At 47.7% G+C, this 19,099-nt stretch carries 15 protein-coding genes; 9 read left to right on the top strand and 6 right to left on the bottom strand.

Annotation, left to right across the window (positions count from 1 at the left end):
• The 4 genes from def to HMPREF6485_RS08900 form a co-directional block, all read left to right on the top strand.
• Positions 1-548, top strand: a 548-nt coding sequence (gene def / locus HMPREF6485_RS08915; protein WP_004346083.1) for a peptide deformylase, incomplete at its 5' end; no start/stop codon positions are given.
• Positions 549-657: 109 nt separating this feature from the next.
• The gene (locus tag HMPREF6485_RS08910) at positions 658-2,622 is read left to right on the top strand and encodes a tetratricopeptide repeat protein (RefSeq protein ID WP_004346082.1); all 1,965 of its coding nucleotides are present in this window, start codon (positions 658-660) and stop codon (positions 2,620-2,622) included.
• A 286-nt stretch (positions 2,623-2,908) separates the two neighbouring features.
• Positions 2,909-4,543: an NAD(P)/FAD-dependent oxidoreductase gene (locus HMPREF6485_RS08905; RefSeq protein WP_004346081.1), complete on the top strand. Its 1,635-nt coding sequence runs from the start codon at positions 2,909-2,911 to the stop codon at positions 4,541-4,543.
• Between the two features lie 766 nt (positions 4,544-5,309).
• Positions 5,310-5,819: a hypothetical protein gene (locus tag HMPREF6485_RS08900; protein ID WP_004346080.1), complete on the top strand. Its 510-nt coding sequence runs from the start codon at positions 5,310-5,312 to the stop codon at positions 5,817-5,819.
• 67 nt (positions 5,820-5,886) lie between these two features.
• On the opposite strand, the gene ypfJ is transcribed toward HMPREF6485_RS08900, so the two are convergent.
• On the bottom strand, positions 5,887-6,765 hold the full coding sequence (ypfJ, locus tag HMPREF6485_RS08895; protein ID WP_044126368.1) for a KPN_02809 family neutral zinc metallopeptidase: 879 nt from the start codon (positions 6,763-6,765) through the stop codon (positions 5,887-5,889).
• A 242-nt stretch (positions 6,766-7,007) separates the two neighbouring features.
• Here ypfJ and pheT point away from each other — a divergent pair, with 242 nt between their 5' ends.
• Both pheT and HMPREF6485_RS08885 read left to right on the top strand, forming a co-directional pair.
• On the top strand, positions 7,008-9,476 hold the full coding sequence (gene pheT / locus HMPREF6485_RS08890; RefSeq protein WP_004346078.1) for a phenylalanine--tRNA ligase subunit beta: 2,469 nt from the start codon (positions 7,008-7,010) through the stop codon (positions 9,474-9,476).
• A gap of 56 nt (positions 9,477-9,532) precedes the next feature.
• Entirely contained in the window at positions 9,533-10,273 is a 741-nt protein-coding gene (locus HMPREF6485_RS08885; RefSeq protein ID WP_004341921.1) for a YebC/PmpR family DNA-binding transcriptional regulator, read from the top strand.
• A 67-nt stretch (positions 10,274-10,340) separates the two neighbouring features.
• On the opposite strand, the gene HMPREF6485_RS08880 is transcribed toward HMPREF6485_RS08885, so the two are convergent.
• Positions 10,341-10,754: a hypothetical protein gene (locus HMPREF6485_RS08880; RefSeq protein WP_004346077.1), complete on the bottom strand. Its 414-nt coding sequence runs from the start codon at positions 10,752-10,754 to the stop codon at positions 10,341-10,343.
• Between the two features lie 100 nt (positions 10,755-10,854).
• Here HMPREF6485_RS08880 and lepA point away from each other — a divergent pair, with 100 nt between their 5' ends.
• Together lepA and HMPREF6485_RS08870 are read left to right on the top strand one after the other, a co-directional pair.
• On the top strand, positions 10,855-12,636 hold the full coding sequence (lepA, locus tag HMPREF6485_RS08875; RefSeq protein ID WP_044126366.1) for a translation elongation factor 4: 1,782 nt from the start codon (positions 10,855-10,857) through the stop codon (positions 12,634-12,636).
• Positions 12,637-12,683: 47 nt separating this feature from the next.
• Positions 12,684-13,283, top strand: a complete 600-nt coding sequence (locus tag HMPREF6485_RS08870) for a Crp/Fnr family transcriptional regulator (RefSeq protein WP_004341925.1) — start codon at positions 12,684-12,686, stop codon at positions 13,281-13,283.
• A 122-nt stretch (positions 13,284-13,405) separates the two neighbouring features.
• Here HMPREF6485_RS08870 and HMPREF6485_RS08865 read toward each other — a convergent pair whose 3' ends face one another.
• Genes HMPREF6485_RS08865 through hisG form a run of 4 tightly spaced genes read right to left on the bottom strand, consistent with a single transcriptional unit; the run spans position 13,406 to position 17,636 of the window.
• Positions 13,406-14,380, bottom strand: coding sequence for a DUF4339 domain-containing protein (locus HMPREF6485_RS08865; protein WP_004346075.1), 975 nt, complete (start codon positions 14,378-14,380; stop codon positions 13,406-13,408).
• 2 nt (positions 14,381-14,382) lie between these two features.
• On the bottom strand, positions 14,383-15,423 hold the full coding sequence (gene hisC, locus HMPREF6485_RS08860; RefSeq protein WP_004346073.1) for a histidinol-phosphate transaminase: 1,041 nt from the start codon (positions 15,421-15,423) through the stop codon (positions 14,383-14,385).
• A gap of 32 nt (positions 15,424-15,455) precedes the next feature.
• Positions 15,456-16,739 carry a histidinol dehydrogenase gene (gene hisD / locus HMPREF6485_RS08855; RefSeq protein WP_044125994.1) on the bottom strand — a complete coding sequence of 428 codons (1,284 nt, stop codon included), beginning with the start codon at positions 16,737-16,739 and terminating at the stop codon, positions 15,456-15,458.
• 45 nt (positions 16,740-16,784) lie between these two features.
• Entirely contained in the window at positions 16,785-17,636 is an 852-nt protein-coding gene (hisG, locus tag HMPREF6485_RS08850; RefSeq protein WP_004341931.1) for an ATP phosphoribosyltransferase, read from the bottom strand.
• Positions 17,637-17,725: 89 nt separating this feature from the next.
• Here hisG and HMPREF6485_RS08845 point away from each other — a divergent pair, with 89 nt between their 5' ends.
• Positions 17,726-18,913, top strand: coding sequence for an MltF family protein (locus HMPREF6485_RS08845; RefSeq protein WP_004346071.1), 1,188 nt, complete (start codon positions 17,726-17,728; stop codon positions 18,911-18,913).
• Positions 18,914-19,099: the final 186 nt, after the last annotated feature.

Raw genomic sequence — 19,099 nt, 5'->3', positions numbered from 1 at the left:
TATATATATATGGTCAGCCTGTGTTGAGAAAGGTGGCCGAAGATATTACGCCCGACTATCCCGGGTTGAAAGAATTGATTGCCGATATGTTTGAGACGCTTACGGCCAGCGAAGGCGTTGGTTTGGCCGCTCCGCAGATAGGCAAATCTATTAGGATCGCAGTGATCGACCTTGATGTGCTGAGCGACGACCTGCCGGAATATAAAGACTTTCGCAAGTGTTATATCAATCCCCACATATTGGAGTTTGATGAAAATAGCAAAAAAGAAACCATGGAGGAAGGATGCCTCTCCATTCCCGGCATTCATGAGAATGTGACACGCCCCACCCGCATCCGTGTGAAATATCGGGACACCGACTTCGTTGAACATGAAGAGTGGGTGGAAGGTTATTTGGCGCGTGTGATGCAGCATGAATTCGACCATCTTGATGGCAAAATGTTCGTAGACCGGATTTCGGCACTCCGCAAGAGTCTAATCAACAACAAGTTGAAAGGTATTCTGAAAGGAAAATTCCACTGTGACTATCGCACTAAAGTGAAAAAATAGCGGGTGCCCCCGGAGGGGCGGTTGTGTTGGTAGAAGAATCCCGGCAAGTTTAGAGAGTATCTCGGCAAGGGTGTAAGTGAAAAAGTAAGAACAAAAGTATTGAGGATATATGAAGAGAACTTTTTTCTTGTTGATTACCGTTTTTTCCTTATTGCCGGCCACGGCCCAATATCGGGTGGATAGGCTCATTACAGCCGGCAGGAGCGCATTATATTATGAAGACTATGTGCTCTCCATCCAATATTTCAATCATGCAATCACTGCCAAGCCTTACCTATATGAACCTTGGTACTATCGCGGTATAGCAAAATTTAATCTCGATGACTATGCCGGGGCCGAGCGCGATGCCGGAAAGGCTATCGACATCAACCCTTATATTGACGGTATATATGATTTGCGGGCCATTTGCCGCATCAGGCAGAAGAATTATCAGGCTGCGATTGATGACTATACACATGCCATCAAGATAGCCCCGCGCAATCGCAACTATTGGTTCAACCGCGCATTGTGCCGCATGGAGGGCAAAGACTATTACGGAGCCCAACTCGAATTGGACACCGTGATAGCCAACTGGCAGAAATTTGCCAATGCCTATTCGCTCAAAGCCGAGATATTCCTACATCAGAAAGATACCACTTCGGCTGCCCAATGGCTTGATAAGAGTCTGGTCATCGACCCATACGACGGGAGTGCATGGACCACCCGGGCGCATATCAGCCTGTCACGTCGCCAATGGAAAGAGGCCGACACCTTTTTAAGCAAGGCCATCCATCTCACGCCCAAGGTTGTGAACAATTATATCAGCCGGGCTTTGGCACGTCTCAATTACAACAATCTTCGGGGGGCAATGGATGATTATGACAATGCCCTCACCCTCGATCCCAACAACTTTCTCGGCCACTATAACCGTGGACTGTTGCGTATGCAGCTTGGCGACGACAACCGAGCCATTAAAGATTTCGACTTCGTTGTCCAACACGAGCCCCAAAATGTAATGGCCATCTTCAATCGGGCCATTCTTCATGATAAGACCGGTAACCTGCGGGCGGCCATACACGACTATACGGCTGTTATCAATCAGTTTCCCAACTTTTGGACAGGCTTGTCCTACCGGGCGAATTGCTATCGCCGTTTGGGCATGACAGGCAAGGCCGAACAAGACGAGTTTCGCATTTTCAAGGCTCAGATGGACAAGCAAGTGGGAGTACAACCCAGATGGAGCAAAGCCAAACTGAAACAGGTACGCAAGCGTTCGGAGATAGATCTTGACAAATATAATTCCATTGTGGTGGACGACGAGGTGAAGACCGAGCATGAATATAAGAGCGAATATCGCGGACGCGTGCAAAACCGTAGTGTGGAAGTGGAGTTTATGCCCATGTACCAGCTTTCTTATTTCCCTTACAACAATGGCGTGAACAGTCGTACTTCGCTCGACTCGCAAGTAGAGCAGTTTAATCTTCAATTCAAACCGCTCAATACCCTTTATGTGAATTGCAATCCGACACAGTTGCAGGAGGGCGACACGCGCCGGCTGTTTTCGCTCATCGACAGTCTGTCCACAGAGATTGCGCGCAGCTATCATGTGCAGGCGACCAAACATTTGCTGTTCCAACGCGCCGTGGCCTATTCGGTGATGCAAGACTTTAATGAGGCTATCGACGACCTGACATCCTACCTCCACATTGACTCCACATCAATGCTGGCTTATTGGCAACGCGCCGTGTGCCAGTCGATGATGGGTGAGTACAATGCTTCGCAGGGTATAAGCAGTGCCATGTTTGTGCGCGGAGCCATCGATGACCTCAATGAAGCTTTGCGCCGAAGTCCCAAGAATGCCTTATTATATTACAACCGTGGTAATTTCCATGCCCGCCAACGCGAATATCAGAAGGCCATTGATGACTTCACCCGAGCCATCCGACTCGACAACCGTTTGGCTGAAGCCTATTATAACCGTGGTGTGGCCCGTATGAAAGCCGGGAAAGAAAGCGAGGCTGCACAAGATCTCAGCACGGCCGGCGAATTGGGTATATATGATGCCTATTCGCTGTTGAAGAAGATGGAAAAATAGTTTTTCAAAGCTAAAGGAAGCTACAGAGTCGTGGCAGCAGTCTTTTTGGAGTATCAGAATTGCTCCAAAAGTGTAAGACTGAAGTCCCGATTCCGTAGCTTCCTTGTTTTTTGTCCTTGCCAGTTCCTCTTGTTTTTTTCTTCCTGTTGTTCCCTTCACTTGTATCTTTGCACATTTTTATGCTAAAGCCTTACCGGAAAGTGAAATAAAATTGCTATTTTTGCCGGATAAAGATGGGAAAACTTTACATTAAATGAAATAAAACAAGGAGAACCAACAACCAGTCATGATAGAAGAATATCAACTTCGAGTATTGCCTCAAGTGGCATACAAGGAAGAAAGCATCAAACAATATCTCGCCAAGGAGAAAGGATTGGATGTACGCACACTCCAACATATCCGTGTGTTGAAGAAAAGTGTGGATGCCCGCCAGCGCACCATTTTCGTCAATCTGAAGGTGCGTGCCTATATCAATGAATTGCCACAAGACGACGAGTATGTGCATACCGACTATCCCGATGTGCGGAACGGGAAGCCGGTCATTGTGGTGGGAGCCGGTCCCGGCGGACTGTTTGCCGCCTTGCGGCTGATAGAGCAGGGGCTTCGTCCCATTGTGATAGAGCGTGGAAAGAATGTGCGAGAGCGCAAGAAAGACCTTTCGCTCATCACCAAAACACAAAAAGTGGATGGCGAGAGCAACTATTGTTTCGGGGAAGGAGGTGCCGGTGCCTATTCCGACGGCAAACTCTACACCCGAAGCAAGAAGCGGGGCAGTGTAGACAAGATACTGAATGTGTTTTGCCAGCATGGGGCATCCACTTCCATTCTGGCTGACGCGCATCCGCATATCGGCACCGACAAACTGCCACGGGTGATAGAGAACATGCGCAACACCATTCTCGAATGTGGGGGTGAGGTGCATTTCCAGACGAAAATGGTGCGTCTCATCCTTCAAGGTGACAAGGCTGTGGGGGTGGAGGCGGTATCTGTCGGAGAAGCTGACGGCCTTCCCTCTGCCCCACAAGAGAGAGAGTTCCGCGGGCCGGTCATTTTGGCCACGGGTCACTCTGCCCGCGACGTCTACCGCTATCTGGCAGAAGCCAAGATTGAGATGGAACCCAAGGGCATTGCTGTGGGTGTCAGACTGGAACACCCTTCGCTGCTGATAGACCAAATACAATATCATAACAGGCAGGGCAGGGGACAGTATCTTCCTGCCGCCGAATATTCGTTTGTCGAACAAGTCGACGGTCGGGGAGTCTATTCGTTCTGCATGTGCCCCGGAGGTTTCGTCATTCCTGCCGCCACGGGGCCACAGCAGATAGTCGTCAACGGCATGAGTCCCAGCAATCGGGGCACGGCATGGAGCAACAGCGGCATGGTGGTGGAAGTGCGACCGGAAGACATGGACGACCCGTCATTGACAGGAGAGAATGGCAGCGATGAAGTGGCGACGCAGAATGACGCTTTGCGGTTGATGCGCTTTCAGGAACGCATGGAGCGTGACTGCTGGCAACAAGGCAACATGCGGCAGACAGCTCCGGCCCAGCGCATGGCCGACTTTGTGAACAATCGGTTGAGTTATGATTTGCCCAAGTCGAGTTATGCTCCCGGGTTGATTTCGAGTCCGCTTCATTTTTGGTTGCCTGCCTTCATCAGTCGTCGGCTGCAAGAAGGTTTCAAAGCCTTCGGGCGGCGCAGCCACGGGTTCCTGACCGACGAAGCCGTACTCATCGCCATTGAGACGCGCACTTCCAGTCCGGTGCGCATTGTGCGTGATGCCGGGCTTTTGCAACATTTGCGTGTAGCCGGACTGTTCCCCTGCGGAGAAGGGGCCGGCTATGCCGGTGGCATCGTTTCGGCGGGCATCGATGGAGAGCGGTGTGCTGACAGTTGTGCAGCCTATCTGAATGCACTTTAGGCCATGCCCAATCGGAACGGGTCATTGCAGATGGAGAGTGGCCGGCAGCGAGGATGAATTGTAAAAGAAGTTTCATCTCCATTTGCAGATGCCCTATTTACATATTATCTTTGCATTGGCAAGAGGAGTATGCACGTGCTCCTCTTTTTTTAGTTCCAACAGTCTGCCAACTCTTTAACCCTTGCCATGGGCTGTTATCAGGCCCGAACGACCATACAAGGGAGCCCTTTTGAGGTTTTGGTTTAGCCCAAACGACCTTCCAAGTGTGGCTCTTTTGCAATGTTGTTTGGCCCGGATGGAGATGGAACTCCTGTGATTTTCGCTTTTTGAATAAGCTGGGAAACCTTGCTATACTTTCTCAAAATAAAATCGTGTAAAGCCTTTTCTCTTTTTCGATAGGTTTCTTGCTATATACCGATCCGGCCTGTAGAAATGGTGGGGCCTGCTCCGGCAGGCATTCTGCCGATGAGCCTCTGACTCTTTTTGTGTTCGGGCGAGGTGCAAAAATAAAAATGTTAAAAGGCTTGTGCCAAGAGAGAAAAATATGTATTTTTGCAAAAAGGGAAATCATTTATGCGTATATCAATCCCCAACGTTGCGAGGGATGATAGAATAGGTGGTACTTTCAATTATCTTTTTACAGTAATACTTTAACCTGATGCGGTAGAACCCTTTTTCAAAAGGTCTGTATAAAGAGCGTTGAGGGGAAATGATAAGGACATGAATAACCGATTTCCGATATGGGAATTGTCAAATAGAATGCTTTATGAAACATATCTTGTGGATGATGGGCGGTTGGATTGTGCTTATGATATTGGCCGACGGACTTTATGAAGGAAGGATGAGAAGTCTGGAAGACATACTTCATGACGAAATCAACCAAGCGGAGATGAAGACCTATCATGACGAACAATACGGCTACGACATAGTCTACCCCAAGTTTTTTGGGGTGGAGGAAGATGACGGGAGCGGCGCAAAGCGATTCGCCTATCACGGTCTCACCAACATAGCGATAGATACCTTTGTCTGCCGGTCCATTGAACACGTTTTCCCACAAGCCAAAAAGAAAAAGAATGAGACAGGGGAAGTGATATTAGACGGTGACTTCCAGGAGGATGGCAGAGATTTTAAAAACTATCGCTTTCATGCCAAAGCTGTGCGTTCCGGCAAAAGTTGGGCGGTGTATCGAATTGTTTTTCAGAGTGGTTATGAATATTCCGTGCAACGGCTTATACGTACCGTCGATGCGTGGAACCCGCTGGGCTGTGTGAAATAGCAACGGGGGAGCATCTGCAAATAAGATGCTCCCCCATTGTGGTTGGGTGTGTGGGATGGCAGTGATGCTATAATTCTGCATCGCTTTTGTCAAAAGTTGTTATATTTATGTCTCCTTTCTCAAGGCCGAGTTTCAACCATTTCATACGTTGTTTGCTTGTGCCGTGAGTGAAACTTTCGGGCACACTGTAGCCCCGCGCCTTTTCTTGCAAATAGTTATCCCCGATTTTTTGCGCACAGTCGACAGCCTCCTCGATATCTCCCGGTTCGAGAGATTGGAACCGCTCGTTGTCGTAGTGTGCCCAAACGCCCGCATAGTAGTCGGCCAACAGCTCCAGTCTGACACTGATGCGGTTGGCTTCGGCTTTGCCCACTTGGTTCATCTGTTGGTGGGCCCGGTCGAGAATCCCCAACAAATATTCCACATGATGGCCCACCTCGTGGGCTATGACGTAGGCGTAGGCGAAATCTCCGTCAGCTCCGAGTTGGCTTTTCATCGACGAAAAGAAGGACAGGTCGATATAGAGCTTTTGGTCGGCCGAACAATAGAAAGGCCCCACCGACGAAGTTGCGCCTCCACAAGCACTCTGCACACTGTTGGTAAAGAGTACGAGGGTAGGCGGCACGTATTGCCGGCCCATTTTCTTGAATTCTTCCGTCCAAACATCTTCGGTGCCGGCCAGTATCTGTCGGGAAAATTTAGCCAGTTCCTGCTCCTCTTCGGTAAACTCCCGTTGGTTGGGTGCTTGGGCCTCCGTCATGCGGCTTTGTTGCATCTCCTGTGTCACTACATTGTTGACCACATCCCCCAGGTCACCACCGCCCAACAGCGTGAGGAGGGCTATGAGGATAACTCCGCCAATGCCTCCAATGCCTGCCTTGGCACCGGCACCCATGCCGCGCCGGTCTTCAACATGATTGCTTTCGCGTCTTCCGGATAATCTCATGCTTTCGTCGTTTTGTATAAATGATTCAAATGTTTCCTGTCGGCTATTTTCCGTCATGAGGCCTTGGATGCAGAGAGTGTGCCCATCTGCATCAGTCGGCCTGCCATCGGCTGCCGCTCGCAAAGGTATAAAATATTCTTCTGAAAATCCCCGACATTTATGAAATATTCTTTGCAAACTTTGTATTAATGCCTAAAAATTCGTACTTTTGCATCGTTTTGTGAATATAAAAAAGCGATAGAATGAACATTTCTTACAAATGGCTTAAAGAATACGTCGACTTTGACCTTACCCCTCAAGAAACGGCAGACGCACTGACCTCTTGCGGATTGGAAGTTGATGCTCTCGAAGAAGTGCAAACGGTCAAAGGCGGACTGAAAGGGCTTTTCGTAGGCAAGGTACTTACGTGTGAGCCTCACCCCAATAGCGATCACCTTCATGTCACGACGGTGGATTTGGGCAAGGGCGAGCCGCAGCAGATTGTGTGCGGGGCTCCCAATGTGGCTGCCGGCCAAAAGGTGATTGTCGCAGACTTGGGATGCGTGCTCTATGATGGCGAACAGGAGTTTACCATCAAAAAAAGCAAACTGCGTGGTGTGGAATCTTTCGGAATGATTTGTGCTGAAGACGAGATAGGCGTTGGCACCGACCATGCCGGAATCATCGTTCTGCCCGAAGACGCACCGGTGGGACAGCCTGCAGCGGAATATTATCATCTGGAGAGCGACTGGGTGATAGAAATAGACATCACAGCCAATCGCTCGGATGCGCTTTCTCACTACGGTGTGGCTCGCGACCTTTATGCCTGGCTGGTGCAGAATGGCCACACCACGTCGCTGCATCGTCCTGACTGCGAGGCGTTCAAGGTGGACGACCACAGCCTGCCCATAGATGTGGAAATCGAAAACAAGGAGGCCTGCAAGCGTTATGCCTGTGTGAGCATTACCGATTGTGAGGTGAAGGAAAGTCCGGAGTGGCTGCAAAACAAGTTGCGGGTCATCGGGCTGCGCCCTATCAACAATATTGTAGACATCACCAACTATGTGATGATGGCTTATGGACAACCGATGCACTGCTTTGATGCAGACATGGTGGTGGGACACAAGATTGTGGTGCGCACCCAACCGGAAGGAACCAAATTTGTCACTCTCGACGGGGAAGAGCATACGCTTGGCGAGCACGACTTGAGCATTTGCAATGCCGAAGCCCCAATGTGCATCGCCGGTATTTTTGGCGGCAAGGGAAGCGGAACCTATGAGACCACGCGCAATGTGGTGCTTGAAAGTGCCTATTTCCATCCGACATGGATACGAAAGAGTGCCCGCCGACATGGCCTCAGCACCGATTCCAGCTATCGCTTTGAGCGCGGCGTCGATCCCGACAACACGGTGTATGCACTCAAGCAGGCTGCCATCCTCTGCAGGCAACTGGCCGGTGGCAAGGTGAGCATGGATATTAAGGATGTCTATCCGGAGCCTATCAACGGTACACTTGTTGAACTGAACTACGACTACGTGTACAATCTCATCGGCAAGAAGATAGGAAAAGAGACCATCAAAAACATTGTGACCTCACTTGAGATGAAGATTGAGGTGGAGACGGAGACGGGCTTGAGGCTTCTCGTGCCTGCCTATCGGGTGGATGTGCAACGCCCCTGCGATGTGGTGGAAGACATTTTGCGCATCTATGGATATAATAATGTGGAGATTCCGACACAGCTTAAAAGTTCGTTGACGATAGCGGGGGATGAAGACCGGAAGAACAAGTTACAGAATCTTATCGGTGAACAGCTTGTAGGTTGTGGATTTAATGAGATTCTCAACAACTCGCTTTCCAAATTATCCTATTACACAGACCTCAACCTGAATGCTTATACCGAGGAACATACCGTGAAGCTGATGAATCCGTTGAGTGCTGACCTTGGGGTGATGCGCCAGACCATGCTATTCGGTGGTTTGGAAAGCATTGTGCGCAACGTGAACCGCAAGAGTGGCAATCTTCGTTTCTTCGAGACCGGCAACTGCTACCATTATGATAAGGACAAGTGGAGTGCCGAGAATCCTGTTAAGGGCTACACGCAAGAGACCCACATTGCACTTTGGGTGACCGGCAAGCACATCGAAGGCAGTTGGATACATCCCACGGAAGACAGTACCTTCTATGAACTGAAGGCCTACGTGGAAAACATCTTCCGGCGTGCCGGTGTAGGAGCCGGGGCCGTGGTGGTACAAAAGAGCGAAAACAACATTTTCTCTAAAGGACTTTCCATGATGACTCGTGGCGGCAAGGCGCTTGCAGAATTGGGCATTGTAGACCTGAAAATCAAGAAGACATTCGACTTGTCGCAGGATGTCTACTTTGCCGACATCAATTTCGACAATGTGATGAAGGCCATTAAGAAAAATGAACTTGTGTTTACGGAGATCAGCAAATATCCCGCAGTCAGCCGCGATTTGGCTCTGCTGATAGACAATGGCGTGGAGTTTGCCGAAATAGAACAGGTGGCTCGCCAGACAGAGAAGAAATTGCTGAAGAAAGTAGAACTCTTTGATGTCTACCAAGGCAGGAATCTCCCTGAGGGCAAAAAGAGCTATGCAGTCAATTTCATCTTGCAAGATGACACCAAGACGCTGAATGACAAGGCCATTGATGCTATCATGCAAAAACTCATCAAGAATCTGACTACTAAGCTGGGAGCTGAATTGAGATAAGGACAATTTGGAAAACAAAAACAGAATCATAATCATAAAATTTAAAAGTTACTCCAATGGGAAGAGCATTTGAATATCGTAAGGCCGCTAAATTGAAGCGGTGGGGACACATGGCCAAGACATTTACAAAACTTGGCAAGCAGATCGCGATTGCCGTAAAGGCCGGTGGACCGGAGCCGGAGAACAACCCGACTCTTCGTGCCATTATTGCCAATGCCAAGCGTGAGAATATGCCGAAGGACAATATCGAGCGTGCTATCAAAAACGCGATGGGCAAGGACCAGAGCGAATACAAGGAGGTGACATACGAGGGCTATGGTCCTCACGGAATTGCCGTGTTTGTCGACACACTGACCGACAATACTACCCGCACCGTTGCCGATGTACGTTCTATTTTCAACAAGTTTTCGGGCAACCTGGGCAATCAGGGCAGTCTCTCATTCCTTTTCGACCATAAGTGTGTGTTTACTTTCAAGAAGAAAGAGGGCATGGATATGGACGAGTTGATTCTCGATCTGATCGACTTTGGAGTTGAAGACGAATATGATGAAGACGAAGAGACCGGTGAGGTAACCATTTACGGTGCACCTACCAGTTTCGGTGACATTCAAAAGCATTTGGAAGCAGAAGGCTTTGAAGTAACCGGGGCCGAGTTTACACGCATTCCTAACGATCTGAAAGATGTAACGCCTGAAGAGCGCGAGACAATCGACAAGATGATCGAGAAGTTGGAGGAGTTTGACGATGTGCAAACGGTCTATACCAACATGAAACCGGAAGAAATCACAGAAGAATAAACTTCCTGAAACAAAGCCGCCCCATTCTCAATCGGAGAGTGGGGCGGCTTTGTTATAGCTTACTAAGTCATTGATAGTCTTTATTTCCCAAAGTCGTTTCAAACAAGATGTTTCCATTTGATTTGGAACGATACACAAAGTGGAAATTAAAGTCGGCTTCCTTATATTTCTTGGAACCGGGATCGTTTTTCAAGGCTTCGAGGAGTGTTGCTACAAGTTTTGTACGGTTGGCGTTGATGACAGGCGCATTATCGGCCGGCCCACTCAATGTGCGATAGTAGGTATAGGTTTTTGTGTGTTTGTCGAAAGTGAGAGAATCGGTGCTCTCATCATTTTGTACCGGTGTCGGACAAAACTTTTCCGTAAATTCTTTGGCCTCTCGAGCCGCACGGTCTTCAAGAGATTCACCGCATGACACCAGAAAGCCGGATGCAGCAAATAATAGGGGAAGCAATCTGATATGGATAATTTGTTTTCTCATCGTTTCTTTCAAGTCTTATTTTGTGCAAATATACGAAGATTTTCCGATTTTTCTTTGTATATTTGCACAAAATTGTGAAGTTAAAAGATAGATGGACAATATAAATAATATCCGGAATTTCTGTATTATCGCTCATATCGATCATGGCAAGTCGACTCTTGCTGATCGGTTGTTGGAGAAAACCAACACCATTCAAATCACTAATGGGCAGATGCTGGATGATATGGACTTGGAAAAAGAACGTGGAATCACCATCAAAAGCCATGCCATACAGATGGAATATAGGCTGGAAGGCGAAAGATACGTTCTGAACCTGATAGATACCCCGGGGCATGTGGACTTTTCGTATGAGGTTTCACGCAGCATTGCTGCGTGTGAAGGTGCTCTCCTGGTGGTCGATGCCACCCAGGGGGTGCAGGCACAGACAATTTCCAATCTTTATATGGCCATTGATCATGATTTGGAAATCATTCCCGTCATCAATAAGATAGATATGCCGAGTGCCATGCCCGACGAGGTGGAAGACGAAATCATCGATCTCATAGGATGCGAGCGTTCTGACATCATTCGCGCTTCGGGCAGAACGGGGGAAGGCGTAGAAGATATTCTTAAGGCCGTTGTTAACAGAGTGCCGCATCCGGAAGGTGACGAGAAGGCACCGTTGCAGGCTTTGATTTTTGACTCTGTGTTTAATTCATTCCGTGGCATCATCGCTTATTTTAAGATAGAAAACGGCATTATTCGCAAAGGAGACAAGGTGAAGTTCTTCAACACAGGCATGGAATATACCGCCGATGAAGTAGGGGTGTTGAAGATGGATATGATTCCCCGTCAAGAACTTGGCACCGGTGAAGTGGGATATATCATTTCCGGTATTAAGGATGCCAAGGAAGTGAAAGTGGGTGACACGATAACACAGGTGAATAATCCGTGTGCCAAGGCCATTGCCGGATTTCAGGAAGTGAAACCGATGGTGTTTGCAGGTGTCTATCCGATAGATCCCAACGACTATGAGAACCTCCGTGCATCGTTGGAGAAACTACAGTTGAATGATGCTTCGTTGACATTCTCTCCCGAGTCGTCAGTGGCTTTAGGGTTTGGTTTCCGTTGTGGTTTTCTTGGGCTTCTCCACATGGAGATCGTGCAGGAGAGGCTCGATCGTGAATTTAATATGGATGTGATTACGACCGTGCCTAATGTGAGTTACATGGTATATGACAAGCAGGGGGGAGAAAAGGAGGTGCATAATCCATCCGGACTGCCTGAGCAAACATTGATAGACCATATTGAAGAGCCATATATCCGTGCTACGATCATTACGGATGCCAATTTCATCGGGCCTATCATGAAGCTTTGTCTTGACAAGCGCGGCGAACTTATCAATCAAGAGTATGTTAGTGGCAATCGCGTGGAACTGCACTTCATGTTGCCCTTGGGAGAAATCGTGATAGACTTCTACGATAAGTTGAAAAGCATTTCCAAGGGCTATGCTTCTTTCGACTATCATGTGGACGGATTTCGTCCTTCAAAGCTGGCCAAGCTTGACATTTTGCTGAACGGTGAACCTGTGGATGCCCTAAGTACGCTCACCCATGCAGACAATGCCGTAACCTTTGGCAGGCGTATGTGTGAGAAGTTGAAAGACCTGATACCACGTCAGCAGTTTGACATTGCCATCCAAGCTGCGATCGGTGCTAAAATTGTGGCGCGCGAAACAGTGAAGTGCGTGCGTAAGGATGTGACGGCTAAGTGCTACGGAGGAGATGTGAGTCGCAAGCGCAAATTGCTCGAAAAGCAAAAGAAAGGTAAAAAGCGCATGAAGCAGATAGGTAATGTGGAAGTACCACAGAAAGCATTCCTTGCAGTCTTGAAATTGGACTGATTGACCTAATCCATAAAATCCATAAATTAAGGAAAGAGAGGACAAGTATGAAACAGACTATCGTCACTACCCGTGATATCGCACGTGAGTTAGCAAGAAAGTACAGTACCATGACCCACAACGAGCTTGACACATTGGAGAGTATCCTTGTGCCGATGAAATATGCTAAAGGGGAAATGATTCTGAGCGAGGGCGAGGTATGCAAGAATATTTATTATATTGAACATGGGCTTATCCGTCAGTTCTATTTCAAAAACGGCAAAGAAGTGACAGAACACTTGGGAGAGGATCATACCATCTTTATGTGCATAGAGAGCCTTTTCCGTGAGCAGCCGACCAGACTTCAAGTGGAGGCATTGGAACAGACATTGGTCTATGCGTTGCCCAAGAAACGGCTTGAAGAAGAGGCCATGCACAATGTCAACATCCAGATGCTCTACCGTAAGATATTGGAGGAAAGTTTGATTATCTCACAAGTCCATGCCGACCTCGTGCGTTTTGAGAGTGCTCAAAACAGATATAAAAAAATGTGCGAACTTAATCCGCAGGTTATTCTGCGTGCCCCGTTGGTATTCATTGCCAATTATCTGCAAATGACGCCTGAAACTCTAAGCCGGGTTCGTGCAGCATCACTTAATGATGATTGATGGGAGAAGATTTTGTTGCAAATTCTATGTCGTGAAAGCGATTGCTCATTGACAGAAAAGTCCGACATTCGCATGATCGGAATGTCGGACTTTAAGCTTGAATGGTCTTGTTCTGTAAGGGGCTAACTTCCTTTCAAGAAGTCCATAATGGCATCAACAATACGGTTGATACCAGAACTGGTTGTACTGTCATTATCTTCTTGAATCTTTTCTTTCACCCGGTCACCAACGGAAGTGATGACCTTGTCCTTAAAGGCCTTGCCGACGGATGTAGTGCTGTTGTCATCATCATCGGATTGACTTTCAGAGGTGTTGGGGGCATCCTTCTCATTTTTGGAGAAACTTTCTCCTTTAGAGTCTTCATGCCCTTGCAACATAGAAGCAGGCTCTGTTTCCTCTCCTTCCCCTTTTTGGAGTATTTTCAAGATGATTTCGTCACTGGCTGTGAATACATGACCGAGCAAGCCATAAGAGACTGTATATTCCTTTCCATTGAGCGCGATGACTCCTTTGTTGAAGAGAATGTAGCCCTTAATCTGTAAGGACTGGTCAAGAATTGTGTTGACAAGGTTGGAAGTGACTGTCTTGGCAATCAAGTCAAGCCCCATGGAAAACAGATCCTGCTCGTCGTTATTTTCTTGTATCTTATCAATGACCGAAGTGATTTCCGACTTGATGGCCTCTGTATGCTTTTTCTTGTTCGGGCATGTGGATGAAAATAAAGCAATAAGGAGAATACCGACGATACATGCCAACAGTGCGGTCTTGCTATGGTCTTTTTTCTTAACTAAGGTGTCATTTTGTTGGTGGTGGGTGAAATTACCTTCCGATTGGGTACCTTGTCCTTGTATCCGCTCCCTTCCATCTTGTGAGGTGGCTGATTGCCTGCTATTATCCGGCTGGTTGAAAGTCGGCGGAGTAGGGGGCTGATGTTGCTGTTCAAGAATATATTTGAGTTCCTGCACTTTCCATGCCGGAGTCCAATCGGTCATCGTTTCATTCCACACTAAAGTTTCAGAGGTGATGTGCAGATGATAAAGCTCGTCAATGGTAAACGGGCCTCGTTGCTCGTTGTTATCAATAATAAAGTATTTCATTTTTATACCTGATATTGTCTTAATGCTGCCAGAAGTTCATTGTTTTCACCTTTCTTGCCAACAGTGACCCGAAGGCAATTTCCGCACAGAGCCACATGTGTGCGATTGCGGACAATGATACCCTTAGACACCAAATAGTCATAGATGGTTTGTGCATCTGTCATGCAAGCCAAAAAGAAGTTGGCTTCTGTCGGATACACCTTTGTACAAATGGGAAGTTCTCGGAAAGCGGTCATCACTCTTCCGCGCTCACGGAGGAGAAGCCTTACCCACTCATCCACTCCGAAAGGATCATTCAGGGCCTCCAGTGCTTGTTCTTGTGCCAGTTGGTTGATGTTATACGGATATTTCACCTTATTGAATAATCCAATGATTTCTTCTGAGGCAAATGCCATCCCCATTCTGATAGCAGCCATTCCCCATGCTTTGCTCATGGTGTTCAGGACGATGAGGTTGGGATATTTGCCCAACCGTGCGCGCAATGGCTGTTCTGACGAAAAGTCACTGTAGGCTTCATCTACAATGACAATACCTTCAAATCGATCTATAACACTGAGGATGGTCTCTCTGTGTATGAGGTTGCCCGTAGGGTTGTTGGGCGAACATATCCATATCAGTTTTGTATGCTCGTCGCACGCACCGAGAAGTTTTTCCGAAGTTGTTTGAAAGTTATCATCAAGCAATACCGGTCGGTATTCAACGTTGTTAATGTCGGCACACACCTTATACATTCCGTAAGTTGGTTCGATGGCAACAACATTGTCTATCTTAGGCTCACAGAAAATGCGATAAGGCAAGTCAATGGCTTCATCGCTACCATTGCCGAGAAAGATGTTTGAGGCGGGAATGCCCTTTATTTTCTCCAACTTGTTTTTCACTTCTTGTTGAAGAGGATCCGGGTATCTGTTGAGTGGGGCGTTGTAAGGATTCTCGTTGGCATCAAGAAAGACATGGGCCGTATGACCGGAATACTCATTCCGTGCGCTTGAGTAGGGTGACAAGCTCCAAATATTGGGTCTACAAAGTTGTTGCAGTGATTTCATTTCCGTTTGTCAATTAAATCTTAGCGTATCCGTTATAACACATCTTTCATTCTCAGTCTCATGGCGTTCGCATGGGCTTCGAGCAACTCGTTTTCAGCCATACACACAACTGCTTTACCTATCGACCGCACACCGTCGGCCGTAAGATGTTGGAAAGTGACTTTACGAATATAGCTGTCGAGGTTCACCCCATTGTAGGCAAGTGCATATCCATGCGTAGGGAGCGTATGATTGGTTCCACTGGCATAGTCTCCGGCACTCTCACAAGCGAAATTTCCCAAAAAGACGCTACCGGCGTTGACCACTTTATCAGTCAAATCTTTATAATCGGATGTTGCTATAATGAGATGTTCCGGGGCGTAAACGTTACTCAAGTCTATGGCCTCTTGCGTGTTAGCGACCAATATAAGTTTGGAATTTTCCAAAGTCTTGGCAGCAATATCTTTGCGCGGAAGAGTTTCAAGTTGGCTGCTTAACGCTTCCTGCACTTTTTGTAACATTCCTGCATCTGTTGTGATGAGGATCACTTGGGAGTCAACCCCATGTTCGGCCTGTGACAGCAAGTCGGCAGCCACGTATTCCGGATTGCAACTCTCGTCGGCTATGACGCATACTTCCGAAGGGCCGGCCGGCATATCAATAGCCACATCGTATAATGCAACCTGCTGCTTGGCTGCCATTACATATTGATTTCCCGGGCCGAAAATCTTATATACCTTTGGTACGCTTTCCGTACCGTAGGCCATAGCACCTATTGCTTGTACACCACCTGTTTTAAATATCTTGCCGACCCCCGCGATGCGTGCGGCAACCAGAATGGCCGGGTTTACTTTCCCCTCACGGTTGGGAGGGGTGCAGAGTACAATCTCTTTGCAACCGGCGATCTTGGCAGGAGTGGCCAACATCAGCACCGTTGAAAAAAGGGGGGCCGTACCTCCGGGAATGTAGAGGCCCACTTTCTCGATTGCGACACTCTTTTGCCAGCAACAGACCCCTTTGGCAGTCTCTATTTTGGTACCGGTAAACTGCTGCGCCTCATGGAAACGGGCTATGTTGCGATGAGCCAAGACAAGGGCTTCTTTCAGTTCTTCGCTTACAAGTGCTTCCGCCTCGTTCATCTCGGCTTCACTTACGGCCAGAAGCTCAAGATCAGCATGGTCGAACAGTTTCTCGTAGCGTTTTACAGCCTCATCACCATGAGCCTTGACTTCTGCCAACACTTGACAGACGGTTGCATTTAGTTGTGACACATCCATGTGTGGACGTTCAGCAATCTGTTTCCATTCTGTTTTTGCAGGATACCTTATGATTCTCATAATTTCTTGAAAGAACAAAAGTCCGGTTGGAGACCGGACAAGATTCTACAATATCATTTTTTCAATGGGGGTTACAAGTATTCCTTGTGCACCGAGGTCTTTCAGCTTGCCGATGATTTCCCAAAAGCGTTTTTCGTCAAGCACGGTATGGATAGAGCACCAGTTGTCGTCGGCCAAAGGAATGATGGTAGGACTCTTGATGCCGGGCAATACGCTTGTAATCTCTTTGATACGGTCTTTAGGAGCATTCAGCATCACGTATTTCTTGTCTTGGGCAGAACGCACGGCCTCGAAGCGGAACAACATCTCATTGAGAATCCGGTGTTTTTCTTCATCCATATTCCAATTACCAATGAGCACGGCTTCGCTTTTCATAACAACTTCCACCTCCCGAAGGTTGTTGCTGACGAGGGTAGAACCGCTGCTCACGATGTCAAAAATGCCATCGGCCAGACCGATTCCCGGACTGATTTCAACAGAGCCCGTAATTACATGAATATCAGTCTGTATTCCTCTTTTGAGCATGAAGTTGCGAAGTATGTTGGGATAGGAAGTCGCAATTTTCCTCCCATTAAACCAATCGAGCCCGGTATAGTTGATTTCTTTAGGAATGGCCAAACTGAGCCGGCATCGGCTGAAACCGAGACGGGAAATGATCTGAGCGTTTTCGTTGCGCTCCACGAACTCATTTTCTCCTACGACCCCAATGTCGGCTACACCGTTGGCCACACTTTGTGGAATATCATCGTCACGCAGATAGAGGACTTCCAAAGGAAAGTTGGACGACTGCACTAAAAGAGTCCGCTTGGAAGCGCTTACTTTTATATCCGCTTCAGCAAGCAGATTCATTGTGTCATCGAAAAGACGACCCTTGGATTGAATAGCTATTCGCAACATACCTATTATTTTCTAAATAAAACATTGCAAAATTACGTTTTTATCTCCGTATTTGCAAAAAATATTGTATTTTTGTCGGGAATTTGGTTATGAAAGAATATTTATTGATAGTATTTTCGGTTTTTATGCTGATTGCTTGTCAGAGCAACCAGCAGCCGGTTGTCACTCCATGGGGGACAACGCTCACCGAAGATGCCGATACGGCTGAAGCCACAGGTAACTTCTCTTTGCCGGATATTATCAAGAACGGCGAGTTGATTATGCTCACCATCAGCGGCCCGGAAACCTATTATGACTATCATGATCACGGGATGGGACTCCAATATCTTCTTTGTGAAAAGTTTGCCCAAAAGCTTGGCGTTTCGTTGCGCGTGGAAGTCTGTAAGGATACGGCGGAGATGGTAAAAAGATTGGCCAAAGGCGATGGCGACGTGATAGCCTTTCCGCTCCCGAAGACCACCAAGGGCGACTTGCAATTTTGTGGAGCCGGAATAGATTCTTTGCAAGTGCAATGGGCAGTGAAGAAAGACAACAAGGAATTGGCCGACACTCTCAACAACTGGTTCCGCCCCGATATGATCGCCGAGGTGAAAAGTGAAGAAAGTTTCATGCTTAGTTCGCGCAGTGTCATTCGCCATGTCTATTCTCCCATGCTCAATCGTTCCAAAGGTGTCATCTCCGAATATGATCGCTATTTTCAGATGTATGCTCCCATGGCCCGGATGGATTGGCGGATGATGGCTGCCCAATGTTATCAGGAGAGTTGTTTTGATCCGAAAGCTCGTTCATGGGCAGGAGCTTTGGGATTGATGCAAATTATGCCCGGCACAGCAGCGCATTTGGGACTTCCCATCAGTCAAATCCATAATCCGGAAGACAATATTGCAGCCTCGGCACGCTATATGGCCGAATTGGGAGGACTTTTCAATGATATTGCCGACCCGGGACAGCGATGCTGGTTTGTGTTGGCCAGTTATAATGGCGGTTACCACCATATACGCGATGCCATGGCCTTGGCCCGGAGGGAAGGACGAAATGCGCACAACTGGGGGGAAGTGGCCGAATTTGTCCTGAAACTGCGGGAAGCCCGGTTCTACAATGCCCCCATTGTCAAGTATGGATACATGCGCGGCAATGAAACGGTGGATTATGTCGACCGTATTCGTAATCGTTGGGCTGAATATCGTGGCGTGGCCAAAGGTGGGGGCATCGGTCTCAGTTCTTTTCATGGAATGACACCGCAAAGGGCCAAACGCAAGAACAAGTTTAAATTGTAGATGGCGACCATGCTTCCGGTTGAGCGGTTGTAAAACTATTTGTTCGTTTTCGGCCTCTCTGTTTGCGATATTTGCAACGAGCAACCCACTCGGGCGCAAATGAGCAATTTTGGTGATGTTTTTAAAACGCTGACAATCAGACGATTGAATTTTATTGACACACTTTCGGGCCCGAAAACAGTTCTT

The organism is Segatella buccae ATCC 33574 (assembly GCF_000184945.1).
Taxonomy (GTDB): domain Bacteria; phylum Bacteroidota; class Bacteroidia; order Bacteroidales; family Bacteroidaceae; genus Prevotella; species Prevotella buccae.
This window is presented reverse-complemented; position numbering and strand designations above follow the sequence as displayed.

Coding starts and splice junctions, on each gene's coding strand:
- HMPREF6485_RS08910 (WP_004346082.1), top strand. CDS start 658: ATGAAGAGAACTTTTTTCTTGTTGATTACCGTTTTTTCCTTATTGCCG.
- HMPREF6485_RS08905 (WP_004346081.1), top strand. CDS start 2,909: ATGATAGAAGAATATCAACTTCGAGTATTGCCTCAAGTGGCATACAAG.
- HMPREF6485_RS08900 (WP_004346080.1), top strand. CDS start 5,310: ATGAAACATATCTTGTGGATGATGGGCGGTTGGATTGTGCTTATGATA.
- ypfJ (WP_044126368.1), bottom strand. CDS start 6,765: ATGAGATTATCCGGAAGACGCGAAAGCAATCATGTTGAAGACCGGCGC.
- pheT (WP_004346078.1), top strand. CDS start 7,008: ATGAACATTTCTTACAAATGGCTTAAAGAATACGTCGACTTTGACCTT.
- HMPREF6485_RS08885 (WP_004341921.1), top strand. CDS start 9,533: ATGGGAAGAGCATTTGAATATCGTAAGGCCGCTAAATTGAAGCGGTGG.
- HMPREF6485_RS08880 (WP_004346077.1), bottom strand. CDS start 10,754: ATGAGAAAACAAATTATCCATATCAGATTGCTTCCCCTATTATTTGCT.
- HMPREF6485_RS08870 (WP_004341925.1), top strand. CDS start 12,684: ATGAAACAGACTATCGTCACTACCCGTGATATCGCACGTGAGTTAGCA.
- HMPREF6485_RS08865 (WP_004346075.1), bottom strand. CDS start 14,380: ATGAAATACTTTATTATTGATAACAACGAGCAACGAGGCCCGTTTACC.
- hisC (WP_004346073.1), bottom strand. CDS start 15,423: ATGAAATCACTGCAACAACTTTGTAGACCCAATATTTGGAGCTTGTCA.
- hisD (WP_044125994.1), bottom strand. CDS start 16,739: ATGAGAATCATAAGGTATCCTGCAAAAACAGAATGGAAACAGATTGCT.
- hisG (WP_004341931.1), bottom strand. CDS start 17,636: ATGTTGCGAATAGCTATTCAATCCAAGGGTCGTCTTTTCGATGACACA.
- HMPREF6485_RS08845 (WP_004346071.1), top strand. CDS start 17,726: ATGAAAGAATATTTATTGATAGTATTTTCGGTTTTTATGCTGATTGCT.